This window comes from Streptomyces sp. NRRL B-24484 (assembly GCF_000717715.1).
Taxonomy (GTDB): Bacteria; Actinomycetota; Actinomycetes; order Streptomycetales; family Streptomycetaceae; genus Kitasatospora.
The window spans coordinates 69923-89214 of record NZ_JOAI01000035.1 but is presented as its reverse complement, the minus strand read 5'-3'; the positions used below and the strand labels follow the sequence as shown (position 1 = coordinate 89214).

The 19292-nt window shown below is 64.4% G+C and carries 14 protein-coding genes; 7 read left to right on the top strand and 7 right to left on the bottom strand.

The features are described 5' to 3' along the window. Positions 1–284 precede the first annotated feature (284 nt). The 3 genes from IE98_RS0127645 to IE98_RS0127635 are packed head-to-tail and all read right to left on the bottom strand — an operon-like array spanning position 285 to position 4170. On the bottom strand, positions 285–935 hold the full coding sequence (locus tag IE98_RS0127645) for a hypothetical protein (RefSeq protein WP_052391041.1): 651 nt from the start codon (positions 933–935) through the stop codon (positions 285–287). Beyond that, positions 932–1273: a hypothetical protein gene (locus IE98_RS49450; protein WP_159401087.1), complete on the bottom strand. Its 342-nt coding sequence runs from the start codon at positions 1271–1273 to the stop codon at positions 932–934. The genes IE98_RS0127645 and IE98_RS49450 overlap by 4 nt, the downstream gene beginning before the upstream one ends. A gap of 29 nt (positions 1274–1302) precedes the next feature. Then, on the bottom strand, positions 1303–4170 hold the full coding sequence (locus IE98_RS0127635) for a CHAT domain-containing protein (protein WP_030273514.1): 2868 nt from the start codon (positions 4168–4170) through the stop codon (positions 1303–1305). Positions 4171–4326: 156 nt separating this feature from the next. Between IE98_RS0127635 and IE98_RS0127625 the strand changes: the two genes are divergently transcribed. Then, positions 4327–4734, top strand: coding sequence for a transposase (locus IE98_RS0127625; protein ID WP_052391040.1), 408 nt, complete (start codon positions 4327–4329; stop codon positions 4732–4734). Positions 4735–5366: 632 nt separating this feature from the next. Here the strand turns inward: IE98_RS0127625 and IE98_RS49445 are convergent. Continuing rightward, positions 5367–5528 carry a hypothetical protein gene (locus tag IE98_RS49445; RefSeq protein WP_159401086.1) on the bottom strand — a complete coding sequence of 54 codons (162 nt, stop codon included), beginning with the start codon at positions 5526–5528 and terminating at the stop codon, positions 5367–5369. A gap of 134 nt (positions 5529–5662) precedes the next feature. Here IE98_RS49445 and IE98_RS0127620 point away from each other — a divergent pair, with 134 nt between their 5' ends. From IE98_RS0127620 to IE98_RS49435, 4 genes are all read left to right on the top strand, one after another. Continuing rightward, the gene (locus IE98_RS0127620; protein WP_030273511.1) at positions 5663–6808 is read left to right on the top strand and encodes a hypothetical protein; all 1146 of its coding nucleotides are present in this window, start codon (positions 5663–5665) and stop codon (positions 6806–6808) included. 269 nt (positions 6809–7077) lie between these two features. Next, the gene (locus tag IE98_RS0127615; RefSeq protein WP_234443694.1) at positions 7078–7812 is read left to right on the top strand and encodes a DCL family protein; all 735 of its coding nucleotides are present in this window, start codon (positions 7078–7080) and stop codon (positions 7810–7812) included. A 308-nt stretch (positions 7813–8120) separates the two neighbouring features. Further along, entirely contained in the window at positions 8121–9011 is an 891-nt protein-coding gene (locus IE98_RS49440) for a hypothetical protein (protein ID WP_159401085.1), read from the top strand. A 78-nt stretch (positions 9012–9089) separates the two neighbouring features. Continuing rightward, positions 9090–12329 (top strand): DEAD/DEAH box helicase, encoded by a 3240-nt coding sequence (locus tag IE98_RS49435; protein ID WP_078661358.1) that lies wholly within the window; start codon positions 9090–9092, stop codon positions 12327–12329. Between the two features lie 902 nt (positions 12330–13231). Here the strand turns inward: IE98_RS49435 and IE98_RS0127610 are convergent. The 3 genes from IE98_RS0127610 to IE98_RS0127600 all read right to left on the bottom strand — a co-directional run bounded on the left by IE98_RS0127610 (position 13232) and on the right by IE98_RS0127600 (position 16068). Further along, positions 13232–14263, bottom strand: coding sequence for a YDG/SRA domain-containing protein (locus tag IE98_RS0127610; protein WP_199922976.1), 1032 nt, complete (start codon positions 14261–14263; stop codon positions 13232–13234). Between the two features lie 447 nt (positions 14264–14710). After that, positions 14711–15703 carry a hypothetical protein gene (locus IE98_RS0127605; RefSeq protein WP_030273507.1) on the bottom strand — a complete coding sequence of 331 codons (993 nt, stop codon included), beginning with the start codon at positions 15701–15703 and terminating at the stop codon, positions 14711–14713. Then, positions 15703–16068: a nucleotide pyrophosphohydrolase gene (locus tag IE98_RS0127600; RefSeq protein WP_030273505.1), complete on the bottom strand. Its 366-nt coding sequence runs from the start codon at positions 16066–16068 to the stop codon at positions 15703–15705. The genes IE98_RS0127605 and IE98_RS0127600 overlap by 1 nt, the downstream gene beginning before the upstream one ends. A gap of 96 nt (positions 16069–16164) precedes the next feature. On the opposite strand from IE98_RS0127600, the gene IE98_RS0127595 reads away from it, so the two are divergent. Further along, positions 16165–18048, top strand: a complete 1884-nt coding sequence (locus IE98_RS0127595; protein WP_030273503.1) for a DNA/RNA helicase domain-containing protein — start codon at positions 16165–16167, stop codon at positions 18046–18048. A gap of 292 nt (positions 18049–18340) precedes the next feature. Next, entirely contained in the window at positions 18341–18946 is a 606-nt protein-coding gene (locus IE98_RS0127590; RefSeq protein WP_030273501.1) for a hypothetical protein, read from the top strand. The last annotated feature ends 346 nt before the right edge of the window (positions 18947–19292 follow it).

The following is a 19292-nucleotide window of genomic DNA, read 5'->3' as shown; positions in this document are numbered from 1 at the left end:
AGAGTGCAGTCGCGAGGGTGTCCATCTCGGTCGTCACAAACTGAGCCTGGACACTCTCGCGCCATCTGCGCAGCTATCCCTTGGAATCAATCATCTAGGGCAGCCGCCGCGGCATCGCGCAGGCCGGCGTGCCGGGCGATCTGCTGGTTGGTGATGATTATGGCGTCGCGGTCCCGTCACTGAGGTGGCTGCGCTGTCCCGTGGATCACGGACCACGCCACTGACACCTCCGGGACTCCGGTGCCGGTCGAGAGATCGCCGGGCCCGGTCGGACGGTGGTCCGGTCACTTCGTGGGGCAGACCTCGACCACCCTCATGGAGGTCACCTCGGCGAGTAGGACGGTGACCGTGCCGCTGTCGGTGTTCACCGTCACTCTTCCTTGGCCGGCCGGTCGGACGGCCCCGCACACGGGGCCGGCTGACGGTGTGTTGAACTCGATCGCTGGTGGCCTGGCAGCAGGGGCATACCAGGTTGACCCGAGCGCCGCCGCCACGAACACGCTGCATCCGACGGTCAAGCGGATGCCGCGCTGCAGGGCCGCGGCCGAGAGAAGAGCCTCCACGTGGTCGATGCTTCCCGCATGGCCTAGGAGGTCCCGCACCTCAACAACCCTCGGCCGTCCGTTCGCGGCCCTGATCAGCGAGAGTGCGGCGATGACTCCACTACCAAAGGCGGCGAGCAGGAGGACGCCGACGGCGGCTGCCCAGACAGGGTCGATGAGCGAGACATCGGAACGCCCCTTGACCAGGCCGAATCCGATGAGTGCGACGAAGGGCGCACCGAGGGCGTTGCGCCACGCCACCGCAGCCGTCCGGACCCGTGTGAGCTCCGAGCGTACGAGGCGCTCGCGTTCGCCTGCGGCGAGCAGGTCCGAGGTCGTGGCATCGGGCCCGGCGGCGATCGTCAGGTTCTGAGCTGTGGACGAGTCTGTCATCGGAGCTCGAAGTTCCAGTAGGCGCCGCATCCGAAGCGATCGTCGGGACGGTGCGGGTGCTCCTCGGCGCAGGTGCACATGATCGGCTCGATCCGACGACCGGTGGGTCCTTCCGGCTGGGCGGCACCGCCCTGGTGCGGCAGAGCGGTTTTGAAGCCGGAGTCGATCAGGGTCACGACCATCACGGCTCGGCATCGAGGGCAGACGCCCTTGAGTTCGACCACGCCAGCCATGGGGCGTCCCGCGCGAAAGTCGCCGGCGGCGACGCGCGCATAGTCGGGCGAGGTCATCTCCTGGTACGGGAGTGGCTGAGGATTCTCGGTCTGGGCGGGTTCCACGGGTTTCCTTGTCTTGGGGAGGTGCGAGGTCACAAACCGACGTGGACGAAGGGCATCCACGACAGGAGGTCGCCCGGATTGTTCTGGCGGAGTTCCTGGATCACTGTGTGCAGTGCGCGCGCGGAGCCGTCGGCGGACAAGGTGCCGTGATGCGTCATCCGACCGTACAAGCCCTCGGTGACGGTGACCGCGGTGTCGTCGAGAACGGACCACAGGGTCCCAACGACCTGTTCGTATCCCGCGAGATGAAGCACGGCCGCAAGGGTGTTGGCCTCGTCGTACAGATTGACACTGCCAGTGGCGGTCTTGCAGGCGGAGAGGAAGGCGAACCTGCCCTGGTAGACGCCCTCGCTGATGTCGGCAACAGTCAGCATGCCGTCTTGGAGCAGCAGGCCACCGTGGGACGGATCCAGGAGGTCCTGAGTGCCGTGGCAGCTGAAGTGCGCGAAGCGGTGCCTGCTCAGTTCCGCTCTGGCTCGTTCCCGGGTGACATGCGGCGGCTCCACAACGGTGTAGCGGCCGGGGAGCAGCGTGGAGAGGAAGGTCCGCTCGGCATCAGCCGAGCGGAGAGGCGGTTGATCCGGCGTCTCCGGCATGGCGACCACGAGCATGGAGTCCTCGGCGTCGTTGCCCGCCCGCAGGTGTGCCCGGGCTGAGAGCAACGTGCGGACGGTAGGTGCGTAGGAACACACCGCGTGGTCGAGCAGGGAGACATCAGGGCGGTCGGGAGCACCGTAGTGGCCGGCTGCGTGCAGCGGAAGCAGACCGAGCAGGCCGGTCGGGCAGAGCCAGATCCGTGGCAGCGCGTCCCCTTGTCCACTCACCTCGAGGCCCAGCTCACGCAGCACAGGCTGCACAGCTGCCTCCCACAGCCAGCCAGTACATTCGGCGAGCCTCCTGTGCAGGTCTGTCCTCGCCGCAAGGGCCTTCTGACGTGCGGCATGGACCCGATGACGATCACCGATGCCCCGCGCGAACCCGGCCTGCTCCGCGAGGAGAGCCGCGTGTGTCTCATCCATGCGTTCCGCCGCCGCGAGGTACTTCACCACCTCCGCCGCCACACCGGCGGCGGACAGTTCGGGGAGCGGCAGCGAGGTGACCCCGTCGGTACGGACGACCAGCGCGTGGCTACCAAAGCGGCTGACGTTGAAGACGACGATCGGACCGCCCGCGGCAGCTGCCCGCAGTTCGGGGAGATCGACCGGCGCGCCGAAAACCGCCGCCGGAAGGCTTTCCACGGCCTGGGTCAGTCCGTCCCACTCCTCAGCCAGCTCGAAGCGGCGGTCCGTCCGGTGTCCGTTGAACGGTCGTGACGGATCGGCCAGCTCCCGAATTTCTTGCCCCACCTCCACGAGTCGCCGGGCTGCCGCCCGGTCGGCGCGGCGTACATTCTCGATCATCCTGTCGACGAGGAGGCGTTGGTTCCACACCACGGTGCGGCCTTGTTCCAGTGCGGCCAGGGCTCGCTCGGCACAGCCTTCACCTGCAGCCTTGAGGATGGATGCGGCGGCGTCCGACGCGAGACCGGCGATCTCCTTGAGCATTTCCTCCTGGCTTACGACTCCGGTTCCCGGCCGTACGAGGGCAGGAAGGAGTTCGACCGCCGCGGTGAGGTAGCGCGCGGCCTGCCCCCACTCGCCGTCGGCGGCCCGGGTCTCCGCCTTGCCCTGTGCCAACACGATGCGAGTCAGTGGACGGACGTTGGACGTGGCGAACTCATCGCACCACGCGGCCACCTCGGCGTCGGATTCAGGTGTCGGGGACAGCAGCGACCTGGTTGTCTCCATCACCAGCCGATCCGTGTCGTCCGAGTAGGGAAGGTCATCGAGTGATCCGATCGACCGCCGGGGGACGTCGCTGGGCGAGCCCGGGGGCCGGTCGGGGTACTCGCCGGCCAAGGTGGCGAGGGCGAGGAGGCGGTTCCGCCTGGATCTCGGGTCGAGTTCGACCCCGAGGTCGTTCGCAAGGTCGTCGACGAGCTCCGATTCCATCTGGTCCCTGACGGTCAGGTTCCACTCGTAGATCTGCGAAAGTCTGTCACTCTCGAGGCGATGTGCCCGACCGGTCCTGAGGGCATGCTCGTCGCCGGCAACCGCCGCCGACGTCAGATCGAGGGATCGCACGGCATCCTCAGGATACGAGGTCACCACGGCCCGGTGGGCGTAGAACCTGCCGAGGTTGGCCTGGTAGACGGAACGTTGGGCCGGGCGGTCGGCGGAAAGGGACACGGCACGTTCGGTGACTTCGATGGCCTCGGCGAGGTCTTCCACCTCGCCGAACTGAATGAAGCGGGTGTCCAGGGCCAGACCGAGGTTCGACAAATACATGGCGTGGTTGAAGTCGCTGGGGCCTGTCCTGTTCACCGCGGCACGGAGGTTGACGACCGCTCGCCGGATGTCGGCACGCTGGTTCGTCGCCAGAAATCGCGCGCGAAAGGCCAGTCCGAGGTTCGAATGGACCACGCCGTCGTCGGGCAGCCCCTGATGTGGGGGTGGAAGCTCGAGAAGCTCCTCGAAACACCTCACGGCGACATTGATGTCCGCAACGTCGCCCGTCGCATCGAGCAACTGCCGGGACGCCAGTCCGAGCGCGTTCAGACATAGCACACGGTCCGGATGCCCGGGGCCCGCGCGCGCAAGACCGCGGCGCGCGTACGACATGGCCGTGTCCAGAAACCGGCGATCCGGCTGTTCCTCCCACATCTTCCGGAAGGTGACGCTCACGTTCGCTGCCAGCCCTGGCCAATCGGGATCGTCTTCGCGGAACAGCTTGAGCAGTGCCAGTTGAAGAGCGCCGATGCGGGTGAACGCGAGCGCGTCACCGGTGCTCCGCTGGCGGAGGACCTCCCTCTCGATCAGGCCTGACAGAACGATGCGTAACGACTGCTTGAAGGGCAAGCGGCTCAGTCCCCACTGGCTTCGAGTGCGATGGGCGAACAGCAAGTCGCGCTGCGGTGGCTGGAGGAATCCGACGGTAGCGCGCGGAGCGCCCCGTCGCCCGAGGTTGACGAGACCGTGATGTGGCGCGTGTGAGGGCCTCTGATCAGAGGTGTCATGGCCTCTGGTCGTCCGGATCTGCTGAGTGGCTGTCAGCGCAGAAGGGAGGCCTCGAGCTGTCTGTTCACCGACCAGTGCACCGGCTGTCCGCTACGCGAGCGGTGCAGCACCGCCAAGGCCGGGCGGATCGTCACCATCCGCTCGCACCACGACCTGCTCGCCGCCGCCCGCCGCCATGCCGCCACCGACCGCGACTGGCAGGCCGCCTACCGGCGCTGGCGGCCACCCGTCGAACGTGCCGTCGCCTGGCTCGTCGCCCACGGCAACCGTCGACTACGACACATCGGCACGATCAAGAACAACGCCTGGCTCCACACCCGCGCCGCAGCCCTCAACCTGCGGGCCCTGATCAAACTCGGACTCACCCACAACGGCACCACCTGGCACATCCCGGCCACCGCCTGACGGCGGCAGCCGAGCTCACACCAAGATCTTCATCAGTCTTCTAGTAGAAGGTAGACAACGACGCAGAGGCGGATTGGTGAGGCCGAACTCGGCGGACGGGCACGCATTCCAAGCGAAGGAAAGGCAGGCCGCGGCCCCTCTTGCTCGGCCCTTCGTAGCGCGGGCGTAGGAAATCACCACGGGAGTGTGCCGGGGAGGGTGTCCTTGCGGCTTTCCCTGGGGCAATTTTGGCCGGGAGGGGGCAGGTGGGCCCTCGGCTGGTCGGCCCCGGGAGCGGCCCCGCGGGGTCCGCCGGGAACATCCGGGTCCCCAGCCGGTCCCCAGCAAGATCATTTAGGAGTATCCGCCGGCAGGTCGCTTCAATGACGGGACGTCACGCAAAAGGCCGCCGACCTGGGATTTCTCCCGGCCAACGGCCCTTCCGACTCACGTCGGGACGACAGGATTTGAACCTGCGACCCCTTGACCCCCAGGCGCATCGCCAGGGCCATGCACTGCCAACGAGTCCTGGCAGTGCCATCGAGTCGCTGGCGCAGCAAGACCTCGATGAGCGCGACGTGGCACCCCTGACCGTGGGTGTTGATGTCGGCCGTTGTTGTCGGGCAGGAGGGCTATGCCGCCAACAACACTGCTCACCAGTTGTGCAACGTGAGCAGAATCCGCGCTACTGCGGCTGCCACCTGAAGGGCAGTGGCGCTGCGGTTCAGCCACCGGTCCGCCTTCGGCTGGCCCTTCAGTTCCTGTCCACGGTTGGCCCCCTTGATCAATCGGAGTAGCGTCTTGAGCGTGTGCACGGTGTCCTCACTTCAGTTCGAGATCTGGCGGGACGGATCGCCCGCTGATCCCATGTGATCAGTCGAGGCGCACTCAGTTTCCAGATGACCTCGGGGGGTTCTTCAAACCAGGCGGGGGCGCTACGGTGCCCGCCATGTCCCGCACTCCGCCCAGCATCGCCGACCTCCAGTTGATCGCCTACGCCGCCGACCTGGGCGTCGAAGTCCGCCCCCGACAGTTGGAGCGCTGGCGCAGCCGGCCCGACCCGCTGCTTCCCGGCAACCCCCGCTCATACCCTGGCCGGGTTGCCGGCGGGGGCAGCGCATCGGCGGCGGACCCATCAGTCGGTGACCTGGTCGTGTGGCTCGGCCGGAACCAGCGGCCCGGTGGCAGCCGGGAAAATCTGGCCCTAGGGGCGTTCGGTGCCGGCCTGCCAGTGCCGGAGGCCACCGTGCGGGCTGTCCTCGCACGCCAGGTGTCCAGACTCGGCCGCGGCCTCATCGCGGACCTGGGCCCGCTGCGCGAAGGTCAAGAGCTAGACGACTGGATCGGAGACGGCGCCGACCGGCTCGCCAGCCGTGGCGCCCATAGGGTCACTGTGGTGGTCCGCCGGATTCAGAAGATCAACAAGGCGCTGCGTGGGATGCCCGCCCTGGCCCCACTGTGGGAGTACGCGCAGGGGTTCGACGCCGGCGCCGACGCTGAGCACCTGGACAATGCCGGGGTTATATTCCACGCCGCAATCGGGATCACACAGGGGGCGGACGGCGTCAGCAGGGAGACGGTCGGACGGGCTGCCCGGAGCTATCTCGGCTCCGACATGCCCAACCCCGGCGCCTACCTCATCGAGAACAACGAGGACGACCCACTCGCAGCACTACGGCACCAGCCAGCACACCGGCTCCCGGGACTGCCCGAGTCCAGCGTGCTCAACCACGTGTACTCGCTCGCCCTCGACGCTCCGCTCGATGAACTCCATGCGGCCTGGACAGCGGCCGGCTCCATCGCTCCATGGGCTGACCGCTTGTGCAGCGCGGTGGAGGCGGAGATCGCGACAGGCGAGCCGGGAGAAGCCGCTCGCGAGTGGACGATGGGCGTACTCGTGGGCTTCACCACGCTGTTGCTGCGTGATGGGCTGCTGGAACCGGATCCGACACCGAGCCAGCAGGCCGCCTCCGCGCTCGGCCTGCTGTTCCAGGCGCGCGGCGTGAACGAGGCCCTGGCAGCGGCGGACGCCGATGGCCGGGAGCGCGCTGCCTTGCTGGCGCCGCCGTTCCTGCGGCCGCTACTCGCCCTCTGAGTCTGTGGATCTAGCCCAGATCCTGCCCTGAGGCTTCACCCCTTGACCCCCAGTGGCCGCACAGGACGATTCCGCAGGTCAAGAGCACGTGACGGCGCTCCCATGAGCGCAGCTGGGCCTCTTTCGTGCCACGCGATGCGGAGCGTGTGGTCCCGTCCAGGTCCCGAAGTCAACTCACCATCAGATGGACCGGCCCGCTCCCTATCACAGTGCGAACAGATCGTCACATCTCCTCCATCGCTGCCAGTCGCTGGGCCATGGTTGGCAGGATGCACCCCAACGCGCTGGCCCAGTCGGCGGGCCACATTGCCCCACGGAACAACGTCAGACAGGGACTAGATCAGAAGGTCGATCACATGGCTAAGTTTTGGATCGGGCAACGTGAGTACCGGACGAAAGCGGCTGCTGGCGACGCCGTGCGCGCGGTACTGCACAAACACCCTGTGGGAACCGCGCTGAGCGGTGATGAGTTCGATCTAGTCCGGGACCTCCTCGACATGCATCATGAGGCGGAACAGAAGATTGGCGTTGGGGTAGCCAGCATCCGGGTTGCTCCACCGTTCATGGGTCCACACCCAGGATTCGAGGTGGTCCGCACGGACGGCAGCGTGATCGACTTCTCCTACCGATCGTGCCTGCAGACCCCCAGCCTCCGTTCGCAGGTCCATAACGTGATGCGCGTCGAGATCGACGACCTGACGACGGCCTACTTCGAGTCGCGCCTCGCTCAAGAGACCTTCGTCTCAGACCTTTCAGGCGTTCCGCTGCGGACCAACGACACTGCCGTGAGCTACTTCCAAGGGCCGTCGTTCGCTCAGATCGCCGATGGATTCGGCGCCGCCGAGACCGGCTGGGAAGCAATCAAGCTAACCCCGTCCACTGCTCACGGGCTTGGGCGGTTCGTTGACCGAAACCAGTCCGAACGCTGGCGCACCTACTGGGCGGCTCGCGCCAGGCTTGGCCTCCTGACCAAGTCGGAGAACCGAGGCTACCCACGGCCCTGAGCCTTCGCACCCGCTCCACTCAACAGGGCAGAGCAGCCCGGAGACAAGGCTTCCCGGGTACGTGCTGCGTCCCGCGGCCCAGGGCCATGTCAGCGGAAAGGGCGATCCATGGTGGTCACTTGCAGACTGCCATGAGTCGAGCTCTGCGCGGTCACCGCCATCCTGGGAAGGTCGCCGGCCCGGTCGGACGGCTCCGGCCGGCCGGCGACTCTATGAAGCTGCGAGCTCCGTCCTGCCACCGGAGAACGCCGCCTACAGACTTCCCCGTACTGCTAGCGACCACGAACGAACGTCGATACCCTCGCCCCGTGGACGGACTTCCAAATTTCACCGCGCTGGAGCCCCTGGACCTAGTCGAGCGAGCTCTGCAGGACCTACAGGAAGAGCTCTCCTTCGAGGAAATTGAGGGCGCTCCCACACATACGGTGATTAGCGCCTCGGGTCTAGAGTCGCCGTCCTCCACTGCAGCCTTTGGCATGTACCTTGTCGGGGCGCTGGCTGGAGCCGTCCGTCATGACGCGCAGCTCTGCGCCGACATGCTGCCTTCTGGAATCGACGGACAGCAAGAGCTAACTTGGGCTGTCACTCGACTCATCGGAGAAAACAACACTTTCACGAGTAAGCCGGAAATTTCATTTCGGGACACGAAGCGAAACGCATGGATCGCCGAAGGCGTCATGCATGCGCTCCTAGTAGTGCGGGCGAGGGTCGAGAACTCCCTACTTTCTGGTCCGGTAAACGCCCTAGCAGAGCTACACACAATCCCTACCCAACAGGGGCTCGATGCTGTAGCCATTTACTCAGAACCCTCCGGCCCGGTCGTAGCAATCGGAGAGAGCAAGGCCTCACGGCTTGGCGGAAGTGCGCAACTTACTGAAGCATCCCAAATCTTCAGGGATGTCGACGAGCTGAAATACGGCCCCGAGCTCAGATCAAAGCTGGCAACGCTAAAGATGGCACTACCGTCAGAAATTGCAGAATTGGTCTCAAACTCCCTATGGTTGCAGCACCGCTGCTATTTTCCAATGATTGTCCATGAATTGGAATTTGACCTTCTCGCAAAAAGAGATGCACTCGGTCGCCTCCTCCCCTCGATCGAGCGAAGGCGAGTAATAGCACTGAGACTGAAGGAGTTCCACGACTTCTTCAATTCCGTGGCCGACTCCATGAGAAGCTCTGTTCTGAAGGTAGTGGTGTAAGTGTTCAATTCCGGAGTAAATCAACTCCTTCAGGCTCTTCCGCAGCTCGGAGATCAAGGGCCAGACGACGTTCGACGGATGCTGACCGGAGCGTGGATTGACTGTGTTAATCTCCGCGACCTAAGCGATTTCGACCTCAACGACAGCGGTCAGATAAATTCTAACGTGCAGGGAGTTCGACGGCTGGCGACGGCCCTCGAAATGCACGCAATTCTCGCTCCCAGCGCAACCCGCGAGACGGTTCAGGCTTGCGCCTTCGTCGCAGCAGAATCCCTAAGTGTCATAGCGGAGTTTTCACTAAGCGAAGATAGCGACCTGCCATGGATTTTTGGAGATCAGGCAAACTACTCCACGATTGAAACCGGACTTCTCTATCTCATCGCCGGATACGACTCTAACGCGGCTTTGGCTGCACAGTCGGTAAGAGCCTCGGAATCAGACAACATCGAACAATGGTGCCTCGAAAAGGTCGTGGCGCTACTGAGGCTATATGCCCTAGATAACAACAGGCCGGCACCTACTGCACCACGTACGGGCGGACTGACCTCACTAGTTCGCTATAAACTATTTCACCGTATTGGCGCCGCGGTAGAACGCCACGTCCAGTGGCTGAACTTCGTAGACGACTCCCCTTCCACTGCTTATGGAGATCTTCAGTCTCTGATTGCGGACCTTGAGGAATCCTCGACTGGGCTATCAGGTGTCGCACGCCACGCCGATATTCATCACCTGGCCTTGCTTATCTTGGCTGCAATCGGCGAGACCACACTCCGAGCACTTCGATCAGTCCAGCCCCCGGACGGCGACGGCGGACGATTTGAGATGTTCCAACGCTCCAGGGCGCGAAGAAGGCCTCTGCTATGGCCTGCGGCACACGCGTATTCAGAACAGGCCCTTCCTGGGCCCCATTCGCACGCTGTTGTCACAGTACCCACTGGTGCTGGAAAGTCATCGGTCGCCGACCTCGCCATCTCTCATGCTGTTAGGTCCGGATGGGTTCTCTATCTGGCTCCGACCAATGCGCTGGTAGCTCAGATCAGGCGCGAGCTATCAAAATCCTTCTCGGCCGTTGATGGCGTGGCAGTAAAGGAGTTCATCGGCGGTGCCGAGTACACCGAGCTCGCGGGGGAAGAACTGACCTTTGTTGAGGGCCGGCAGATTCTTGTGATGACGCCAGAGAAATGCTCACTCGCTCTTCGGCAAGATCCGGAAATCTTTTCCAGCCTGGCCCTATGCGTCTTCGATGAGGCACATATGATCGGCGCCTCTGACGCGCGAGCAGTCGTCGCTGAACTAGTAATTTCAGAAATCCTACATCGTGCACCGCAAACTCGAGTCCTGATGCTATCGGCCCTCTTGGCGAATCCTGAGGAGCTGGCGTCATGGCTTTCTGATGCCACTGGACACCCCTCCATTGTCGTCAACCATCCATGGCGCCCAACCCGTACGCTCCGAGCGGTAGCAGGCTTTGACCAAAGCAGAGCTATTCCATATGAGAACGAGGCGCGGAGCAATCTGAATTCTCTCCCTGCTCGTAGAAAGAAGCTACAGTACGACGCGCCCCTCTCCCTACTTGCCGGGCTTCAGGGCTCGTGGAGTTCTAAGGACTTCAGAGACTACCGGCTGGTTGGTACTTCCATTACTGGGCCGCTAACGTTTGATCGGACCAAACAACGGACCATCGACGACGCGTATTGCAATCGCACCGTCGCGCGCATAGCACAAGCATTGGGTAACAAAGATAGGCAACGAGTCCTGGTATTCCTTTCCCGTAGCCGACATGACAGCTTTAAGGTCGCGCTCGAAATGCCAGGATTCGCAGCGCCAGAGGAACCAGATACCGACGTAGAGGCGCTACTACATCTTTCTGAATTGGAGCTTGGCACAAGCTCCGCTGTCCGCACCGCACTGTACAAAGGAATTGGCGTGCATACCGGAGCCATGCTCCGAGAAGAACAGCGCGCCAGTGAGATTTCATTCGAAACTGATCGAGCCCGCGTCCTCTTCGCGACAGGAACTCTAGCCCAAGGGCTAAACCTGCCGGCAACAGCTGTAATTATCGGTGGGACGCAGATCGGCTGGGACGCAAACGCAAGTACCCAAGAGAACGAGCAGCGTGCACAGGCTCAGCTGCTCAACGCTATCGGGCGGGCTGGAAGGGCCAATGTGGCCTGCAGATCGCTCGCAATCATTGTGCCGAATCGAGCAATCAACTTTCGCCAGCAGGACGTCAACCACGCTCTAAGTAGGGCAAGATTTCTTGCCCAGGAGGACGCATCCACCGAGGTCTCAAGCCAGCTTGATGGTTTGATTTCAGGTGCGCTAAATGAAAGCCTCGAACTGGGCACGATGAGCCGAGCGGAACAAACCGCCTTTGCTTTCTTGTCATTCTCGGGCGACCAAAGCCATGCGACCGGTGTTATTAGCAGTAGCTGGGCTGCGCATCGGGCCCACGCTGCAGCCCGTGCGGCAGAGGTCGCTCAGGCGCTCGAATTTGTTGGGACAAGATTCCTGGCTGACTCATCAACGCCGAGCTGGATCGCCCTCGCAGCCCATAAGGCTGGGCTGCCGCTTCCGGAAGTCACTGCGCTTGCTGGCGAGCTGCGGACGGTACTGGAGACCGAAAATCATCCAGTAACCGTCGAAGACTGGGCGAATTGCATGCTCTCAATTCTTTCACGCTTGGACCCCGCCCAAGTTGCGCGATTGATCGACATTGATTCCTATTCATCTACCCTCATGAAGGGCATCTCATCGCCGGATGAATCGATCCGCGGGTCGGCCTGGGAAGCATTCGCCGAGACACTCTCAGCATGGCTGCGTGGAAGCAGTCTGATCGCGGTTGCCGAAGTTGCGCTTGGAACTCCCGTGTCCGGTCGGTCAGGGCGCGGACAAAGCGACCCTCTGCCTAAAATTCTCAAAATCACAAATACGAGCTTCGCCTTTGATCTAGCGACGATTGCTGGAGCCCTTGGTGCTGTGGTCGCGGCAGGGCGCGAGGTAGAAGAATCGGACCTATGGAATCTTCAGCAACACAGCACAATGCGGAGCCTTAACCTTCTTCCTCTCGCGATTCGGCTCGGCGCCGGCACGCCCGAGGTAATTGCTTGGATGCGCGCTGGTGCCCGCCCCCGACACGTTGCACACCTCTTGGAGTCGATCGCGCCAATCGCTAGCCCCTGGCGAGATGATGAGGAACTTCGCAACTCTGCGAGGAAGCTTCTCCGTAAGGATGGAGAGCTTCTCCTTGAACTAATCGATGCTAGCCCTCACATCGAGACAATAGAGCGCTTCATTGCGGCCCGAAAAGTCTCGTAGTACACAATCGAGGCATTGGATTCTCGAACCGAGTAGGTGCGAACCTTGCCGAAAGTTCCGCGCTAAGGGTGGTGGAACGATTTTGGCCGGTGCCTGTCTGGTCTGGGGTCGAGCATGATCGGGGGCCGTAAGCTTGCCCGCGATCTCGGGCGGGTCTTGGACCTGGCCGCAATGTCGCCGAGTGGCCCCCCGTTCTTGCTCGACGCGGATCCCGGGCCTGGCAGGTGGGTAGAACCGCGGAGCCGCCCGCCCCAGCCACAGCGGGGTTGGTCCTGAGGTCTGATTTCCGCGCCTTCCTCCGCTGCGCGGGTGTGAAGCCTGGACCTGTCCGTCTCTGCCCCGGCCTTAGCTTCCGTCCCCTTGTGGGCGCGGCCGATGACGGCGAAGCCGCAGCCGGGGCGAAGACAGCAGGCGGGGCGCGCCGGAGGAAAGGGCGGCGGCGCCGCGCCGCAGGCGCGGCCCCCGAACCTCGTGTGAGGCTGCTTCCTTGTAATTCAGAAGGCCGGGCCGGGAACCTTCGCCGGTGTCTCTGCTCCGCCGTTGGTGTGCCTTCCTCTCTTCGGCCCTGACCGCTGCCCGCCGAGCGGAGCGAGGCGCCTTGATGACGTAGCGAAAAACTCGTAACAGCGCGCATCCCATCCGCCGAAGGCAGACATCCCTGGCGATGCTTCAGTGCCCAACGTCGGTAAGTGGGTTAGTAGCCCTCGCTAGGAGGTCGACTTCACGGCGGCTGATCGTCGCTTCATCCAGCCAGAGTCGGGCGCCGTATGAGTAACGCTCCACAGTCGCCTGCCGTGGGGGTCGGCTACACGGGTCATGTACCTCAACCAGCGTGAGCCAGTCGACCACGGTGGACTACGGCTCTGGCCGACCTGCGCCCGCGTGCTCGACCGGCCGAGTAGCTACTGACTGTTGTCGAGGACCGCCCCTCGCTGATCGTGATGAGCGCGGTGGTACGCGAGATACTGCCGGCCGACCTCGTGTGCTCCGCGCACGCGGAGGCGCCCGATCACGGAGCGATCTGCACAGTCCACGACCGTCAGGTCATCATTGATGATCAGCATTCCGAAGTCGAAGAGCGTGTGGTGGTTGGGGCACAGGCACAGGACGTTGGCCGCAACGTCGGGGCCTGCATGCGGCCGCCCGAGGCCGCGGATGTGTGCGGCCTCCGCGTATGCGCCGATGGACGTGGTGAGGCGGATGCCGCACACCTGGCAGGTGTAGTCGTGGATGCGCTTTACGTACTCCGCTACTGCTGTGCTGCGGACGATGCGCTGGGTGGTTGTCGTGGCTCGGACGGGCGTTTCACGGCCTTGGGGATGTTTCGGGGTCGTGGGCAGCTGGGGGTGTTGCGGCTGGCCCTGGCTCGTTTCGACGAGTTGAGTGAGTCGGTAGCGCCACACGAGGTAGCCCGAGCGCCCGATCTCGGACCAATGGTCCTCGACGCGGAAGAGCCCGTCGTAGCGGTAGCCCCTGGTGGGCGAGTGCGCCGCGTCTCCTTCCCAACCACGGATGACCCGGACCGGAGTGCCCGTGGTCATGCTGGTCACGAGGGCCGCATTGCCCCGTGTCAGCTCTTGGTCTCGCACCTGCTGACCGGTCCGCTCATCCCGTCCGCCCTGGCCGGTGTAGATGATCAAATCCCCGTGGTCTTCGTCGTCCTCGTAGCCACCAGAGACGACGATCGACTCGGCACCGTGTGCTGCTGTTCCGCAGATGCCAGCTTGGAGGGGCCGGTGCACGCCGGCCTCAGCCGCGGCCTCGCGACTGTCGAACTCCTGGCCCACAGTTATTCCAGGGACCGCGCCGAATCCGTCGAATACGGGGCCGGCAAGCTGCAGGTCGCGGACGAGCTCAGGCCTCATCTCCCCGTCGAAGAAGCGGCCCAGGAGCGACTCGACTACCTTCGCCCGCGCCTGCTCGTCCGTCGCCATGACGTCAAATGCCCGCTCGCTGAGGCCGCCCCGCGGATTTTGCCTGTTGAGCCATGACCGCAGTCCGGATCCGCGGGCCTGGGGTACCTCTCCCTCGACATCGTGTAGTTCCCAAAGACCGGACCGGCTCAGCGCCACGAAGGGGTACTCCGGGGCGGGATCCGACCCAGGCCGCCCATACGTGCGCAGATGACGCCGCAGCTCCGTTCGACAGTCTGACCACGGCACCAACCGCGGTCGCCCTACCGCTGCGCGGCCAATGGCCCAGAGCAGCACGATTGGCTGATGCCGGGCGGGTAGTCCCGAGGACTGGTCCACCCGGAGGCCATCAACCATCGCCAGCAGGTCATCCATGCTTTCCGCTTCCAACGCCATCCCCTGTCGCTCGGCGAGATCGGAATATGCCGTCTGATCGGCATCTACTCAGGGCCAGGCCGGCCCCGCCGATCAGATGGGCGGGGTCTCCTTGAAGGTGTGGGTGCGGTGCCACTCGTAGTACGGCTGCCGTTCCACGTTCCACCAGCTCACGGTTCGGCCGGCCAAGTGCTGCTGGATGTGCTGAGCGACGCCTGGAACTCCCATGGCCAGTGGGCTCACCTGGAGGACGCCCCCGGGGCCAACTGCGACGTAGCCGTGCTCAAAGAGGGCGTCGCAACCGAAGGTGCAGGCAAGCATCGCGATGTTGGCCAGGTCTCGCTTCTCCTCGTCGCTGCACATCGCCCTCTTCTTGATGTGCGCTCCGATGAGGAAGGCTGCAGGAAGCTCCCGGCCGCACAGCGCGCACTCGCCGGTCGCGCCGGGGAGCAGGCGGCGCTTGAGGGCAGCCTGCTCCCCGCGGTAGGCACGCTGGGCTTTGCGCTCGAGCTCGCCGTCGAAGGCGGCGACGGCTGCTTCCTCGGCCTGGGGGTCGATGGGGGTGGTGAGTGCGGTGGAAGGTTCGAGGGTCAGCAGGGTCTGGAGGGTGTCGCTCTCGTCCTCGTCCAGGATGGAGATGCCCATGATGTTGCGGTTGGGGTTCCAGTTGAGGAGCTGGCGAACCTCCTCGATGGGGATGTCGAAGCCCCGCGTGCCGGAGAGGGCGTACATGTACTCCCATGTGCTTCCGGCGTGGTCGGTCCCCCAGAGGCGAGTGGCGAGGTCCCGGTTTCGCCACATCAGTGCGATCGTTCCGCCGTAGTAGAGACGCTTGTCCCCGCTGAAGAACACCCAGTCCCCGGGGCGCATCTTCTTGATCTTAGAGAGATTGACCTCCTTCTTGCCCGGGACGACGCCCCACATCTCGGCTGCGCCATCGGGAAACAGCTGCTTGAGCTGGTCCAGAACGCCAGGCTGCAGGAGGTCGGCGTGGTCGTCGAAGACGACCGGGTTCACGATGGTGTCCTGGTAGTGCTGGGCGACGTCCTTCTCCGACCGGCGTGCCGGTTGCATGACGATCCGCATCAACTTGCTTGTCCCCCCAGGTGCGTGTACTTGTCGGCGCGACCCCGAGCCAGGTGGGCCGGGTAGCGGCGCCGGTTGGTCTCGATCTTCTCAAGCAACGCCTGTTCCAGGTCGAGATTCAGCACATCAGCCATCCTGAGGAGGTAGGCGAAGACGTCAGCCATCTCCTCACGGACCTGCACCGCCCGATCGGGATCGTCCATCACGGTCGCCGACTGCTCGGGGGTCAGCCACTGAAAGATCTCCAGCAACTCCCCACCTTCACCAGCCAGCGCCATAGCGAGATTCTTCGGGGTGTGGAACTGCTGCCAGTCGCGTTCCGCGGCGAACTCGGCCAGCGCCTGCTGGAGGTCTTTGATCGTCATAGCGCCAGGGATACCAGCGGGTGGCCATGCCCTGCCAACCGCGGCCCAGGCATTAGCCCTGCGGGTTGTCCGCTCCGGGTGGTACAGATGTCTGCCATGCATCTGTACGGGGGCAGCGTCGCCGAAGCGGCGCAGAAGGTGGTGCAGCCGCAGTTCATCGCGGCCTGCGAGAAGCGATCCGCAGAGCTGTTCGGTACCGCTCCAAGCCCAGAGGAGGTCCGCAGTTGGAGCCGCAGCTGGCCGGCGCTGCTATCCGCCCTCACCGCCGCCGGCCTGGACGACTTGCATGTCGTGCTGGAGTACTGCCTGCCCGCAACCGGCGAGCGGGTGGACGCACTGCTTCTCGGTGAGGACAGCGGTGGCCACCTGACGGCCGTAGCGATCGAGTTGAAGCAGTGGACGAGCGTACGGACCGATCCGCGCCGTCCGGGCCTGGTGCTTGCTGGCCAGCGGGTTGTTCAGCACCCCGCCCGGCAGGTCGGCGGCTACGTCCGCTACCTGGAAGACTGGATTGACCAGGACCAGTTTCCGCTGCTGGCCCGCGGTGTCGTCGTCCTGCATGACGCCGGCCCCGAACTCGTCAACGAGCTGCGGGCGCTTGCAGCCAACGGCCCCTCGGGCGCCTTCGCCATCCTGGGACGCGATGACCTCGACGCGGCCCAGCCGCCCCACGCTCTGGCTCAGCAACTGGCCTGCGCCGACCTGAAGCCCGCGTCCGAAGAGGCGATTGCCGCACTGCTGGCCGCCCGACACCGTCCCTCATCTGGCCTGCTGGCGCGGGCAGGGCGCGTAATCGAGGGCCACGACGCATTCCGTCTGATCGGAGATCAGGACGTAGCCCGACAGGCCGCCTTGCACACTGTCACCTCAGCACGCCAACAGCGCACGAAAGGCATCGTCGTCGTGACGGGAGGCCCCGGCACCGGCAAGAGCGTGATCGCCTGCCGGCTCCTCGGCGACCTGTGCAAGCTCCCCGACGCCAACCCCCGACTCCTCTCCCCCTCCGGCACCCTGACCCGCCAACTCAAGCGCACCGTCGGCGAAGACTCCCGCGGACTCATCGCCACATTCGCCGGCCGCGTCCCATCGAGCATAAGCAGCAACAGCGTGGTCGTGATCGACGAGGCCCACCGGGCCCGGACTGGATTCGCCGAACAACGAGACCGCTTCCCCATCATTCTGGGCAACCTGATCGACCGAGCCTCCGTCACCGTCCTGTTCCTCGACGAGCACCAGATCATCCGACCCGACGAGGGCATCAGCCTCAACGAACTCAAAGCACACGCCGCCATGAACGGGTACGCCTTTGAGCACATCGATCTGACCGCCCAATTCCGCTGCAACGGCTCCCAGGCCTACCACCAGTGGATCAACCAGCTCCTCGAACCAGCTGGCACCGCCCCCGTCTGGAACGGCACCGACTACGACCTCGCACTCGCCGCAGACCCTGACGAGTTCACCCACTGGGTCGAGACACAGGTCAGCGACGGCCTCACCGCCCGAATCACCGCCGGCTTCTGCTGGCCCTGGGACACCCCCTCCACACCACCGCTCCTCCCCGAAGTCGCAATCCACTGGGACAGCCCCTCCGGACAACAGACCTGGCAGCGCCCCTGGAACTACCGCGAAGACGACACACCCTTCGACACCCCCAACCTCCCAGGCCGCCCCTTCTGGGCCACCGACACCGGCGGACACCAACAGGTCGGTTGCGTCTACACAGCTCAGGGCATGGAATACAGCCACAACACCGTCATCATCGGCAACGACCTCATCCGCCGAAACAACCGCTGGATCGCCCAACCAACAGAAAGCCACGACGGCAAACTCAACAAACTGCCCGCCAACCAATACCTCCGCTACGCCCTCAACACCTATCGTGTTCTGGCCACCCGCGGTACCAAAGGCACCCGCTTCTACTCCACCGACCCAGCCACGCAGGCCTACCTGCGTGGCCTGCTCCCGTCATCCAGGCGGTAGCCACATCACTTGCGAGCCTCTTGACCCGAGATCGCGAGTCAAGGTATTTACCCGGGTCAGAAGCCTTTGGGCACACAGAACCACGTCCGCTCGCGCCCACGTTGGCCGGTCCCGTGCGGAGCATGTTGTCCCGCACGGGTCCCGCAGATCCTCGGGCGGTCCCCGCCTCGGTGCCAAGCTCCCCTTTGCCTATGCACCCGGTGATCCCCTGATGCGCCCTTGATCCGCCGCGCCTGTCAGCGGACCGTCGGATCCTGTGGTCGTTCACAGGACTACCGATCGGGGGATTCGCATGTCCGGCGCAGGCTCCACCAGTCCTTGGGCACACACCGTCTTCGGCCCCGTCGCGGCAGAGGTCTCAGCGATCGTGCCCGCTTGCATCGTCCGAGCACACGAGCGTGCCCAGGGTGGGCATGAAGGTGTTCACACCCAGACGCTCGAGGCGTACGGACACGGGCTCTATGCCGCACAGTACGAGGAGCTGTCGGCCGGCCTGTCGCAACTGCCCGACACGGAACTGGTCCGCCTCCAGGCGAGAACTGTCGCTGTGATCGCCGGCCACGTCATCTACCCCTACCGCTACGCGAAGAAGGACGTGCCGGTCAGCACGGCCAGGCTCCGTAGCAGGTCGGGGCTGCGGGCCGACCTCATCCGCCGGCACGGCCCCGACCCGCGTCAGCCGGAACTCGACCTCGGCCTCGAGCTCCCGGTCGAGGCCGAGCCCCACGCGGATCTCGCACGCCTCGCCCCAGACACGAAGGTCGTACTCGTCGCCTACGCATGCTCGTTGGCAGAGGGCATCGTCCGCCTCGAGTGGGGATCCGCCGAGCTCCACAGCCAGGACCGGTCACTGATCTGGCACCACCACGAACCGCTGCCAGTCCCCCGACAGCGCTGACACAACCAGGCCACCTCGCGGTACAGGGGCTCTGCACTATGAACTCACACCTCCTTCGTCTCGAATTAGGCCCTGGAAGATGCCCGACCTGCCCGCCGCGGCAAAGTCGCAGATCAGAGCGTTAATTCCGGTCGGGCTGCGACGGTGCATCAACGCCCGATCCTCTCCAAGCTTTCTCCAGGCATGCAGTCACCGCACGCAGTCACCACCTACGAGCGGCGCTGTGCCTCGGAGGGGCAGGTGCCTGGCGGGCTGACAGACGGACTCACTTCCCGGGGCGTGCCGCGTTCGAAGGTGGACTACCGGCCAAATGCGTTCTAGTGCCTCGGTCGCAGCGCAACGCCAC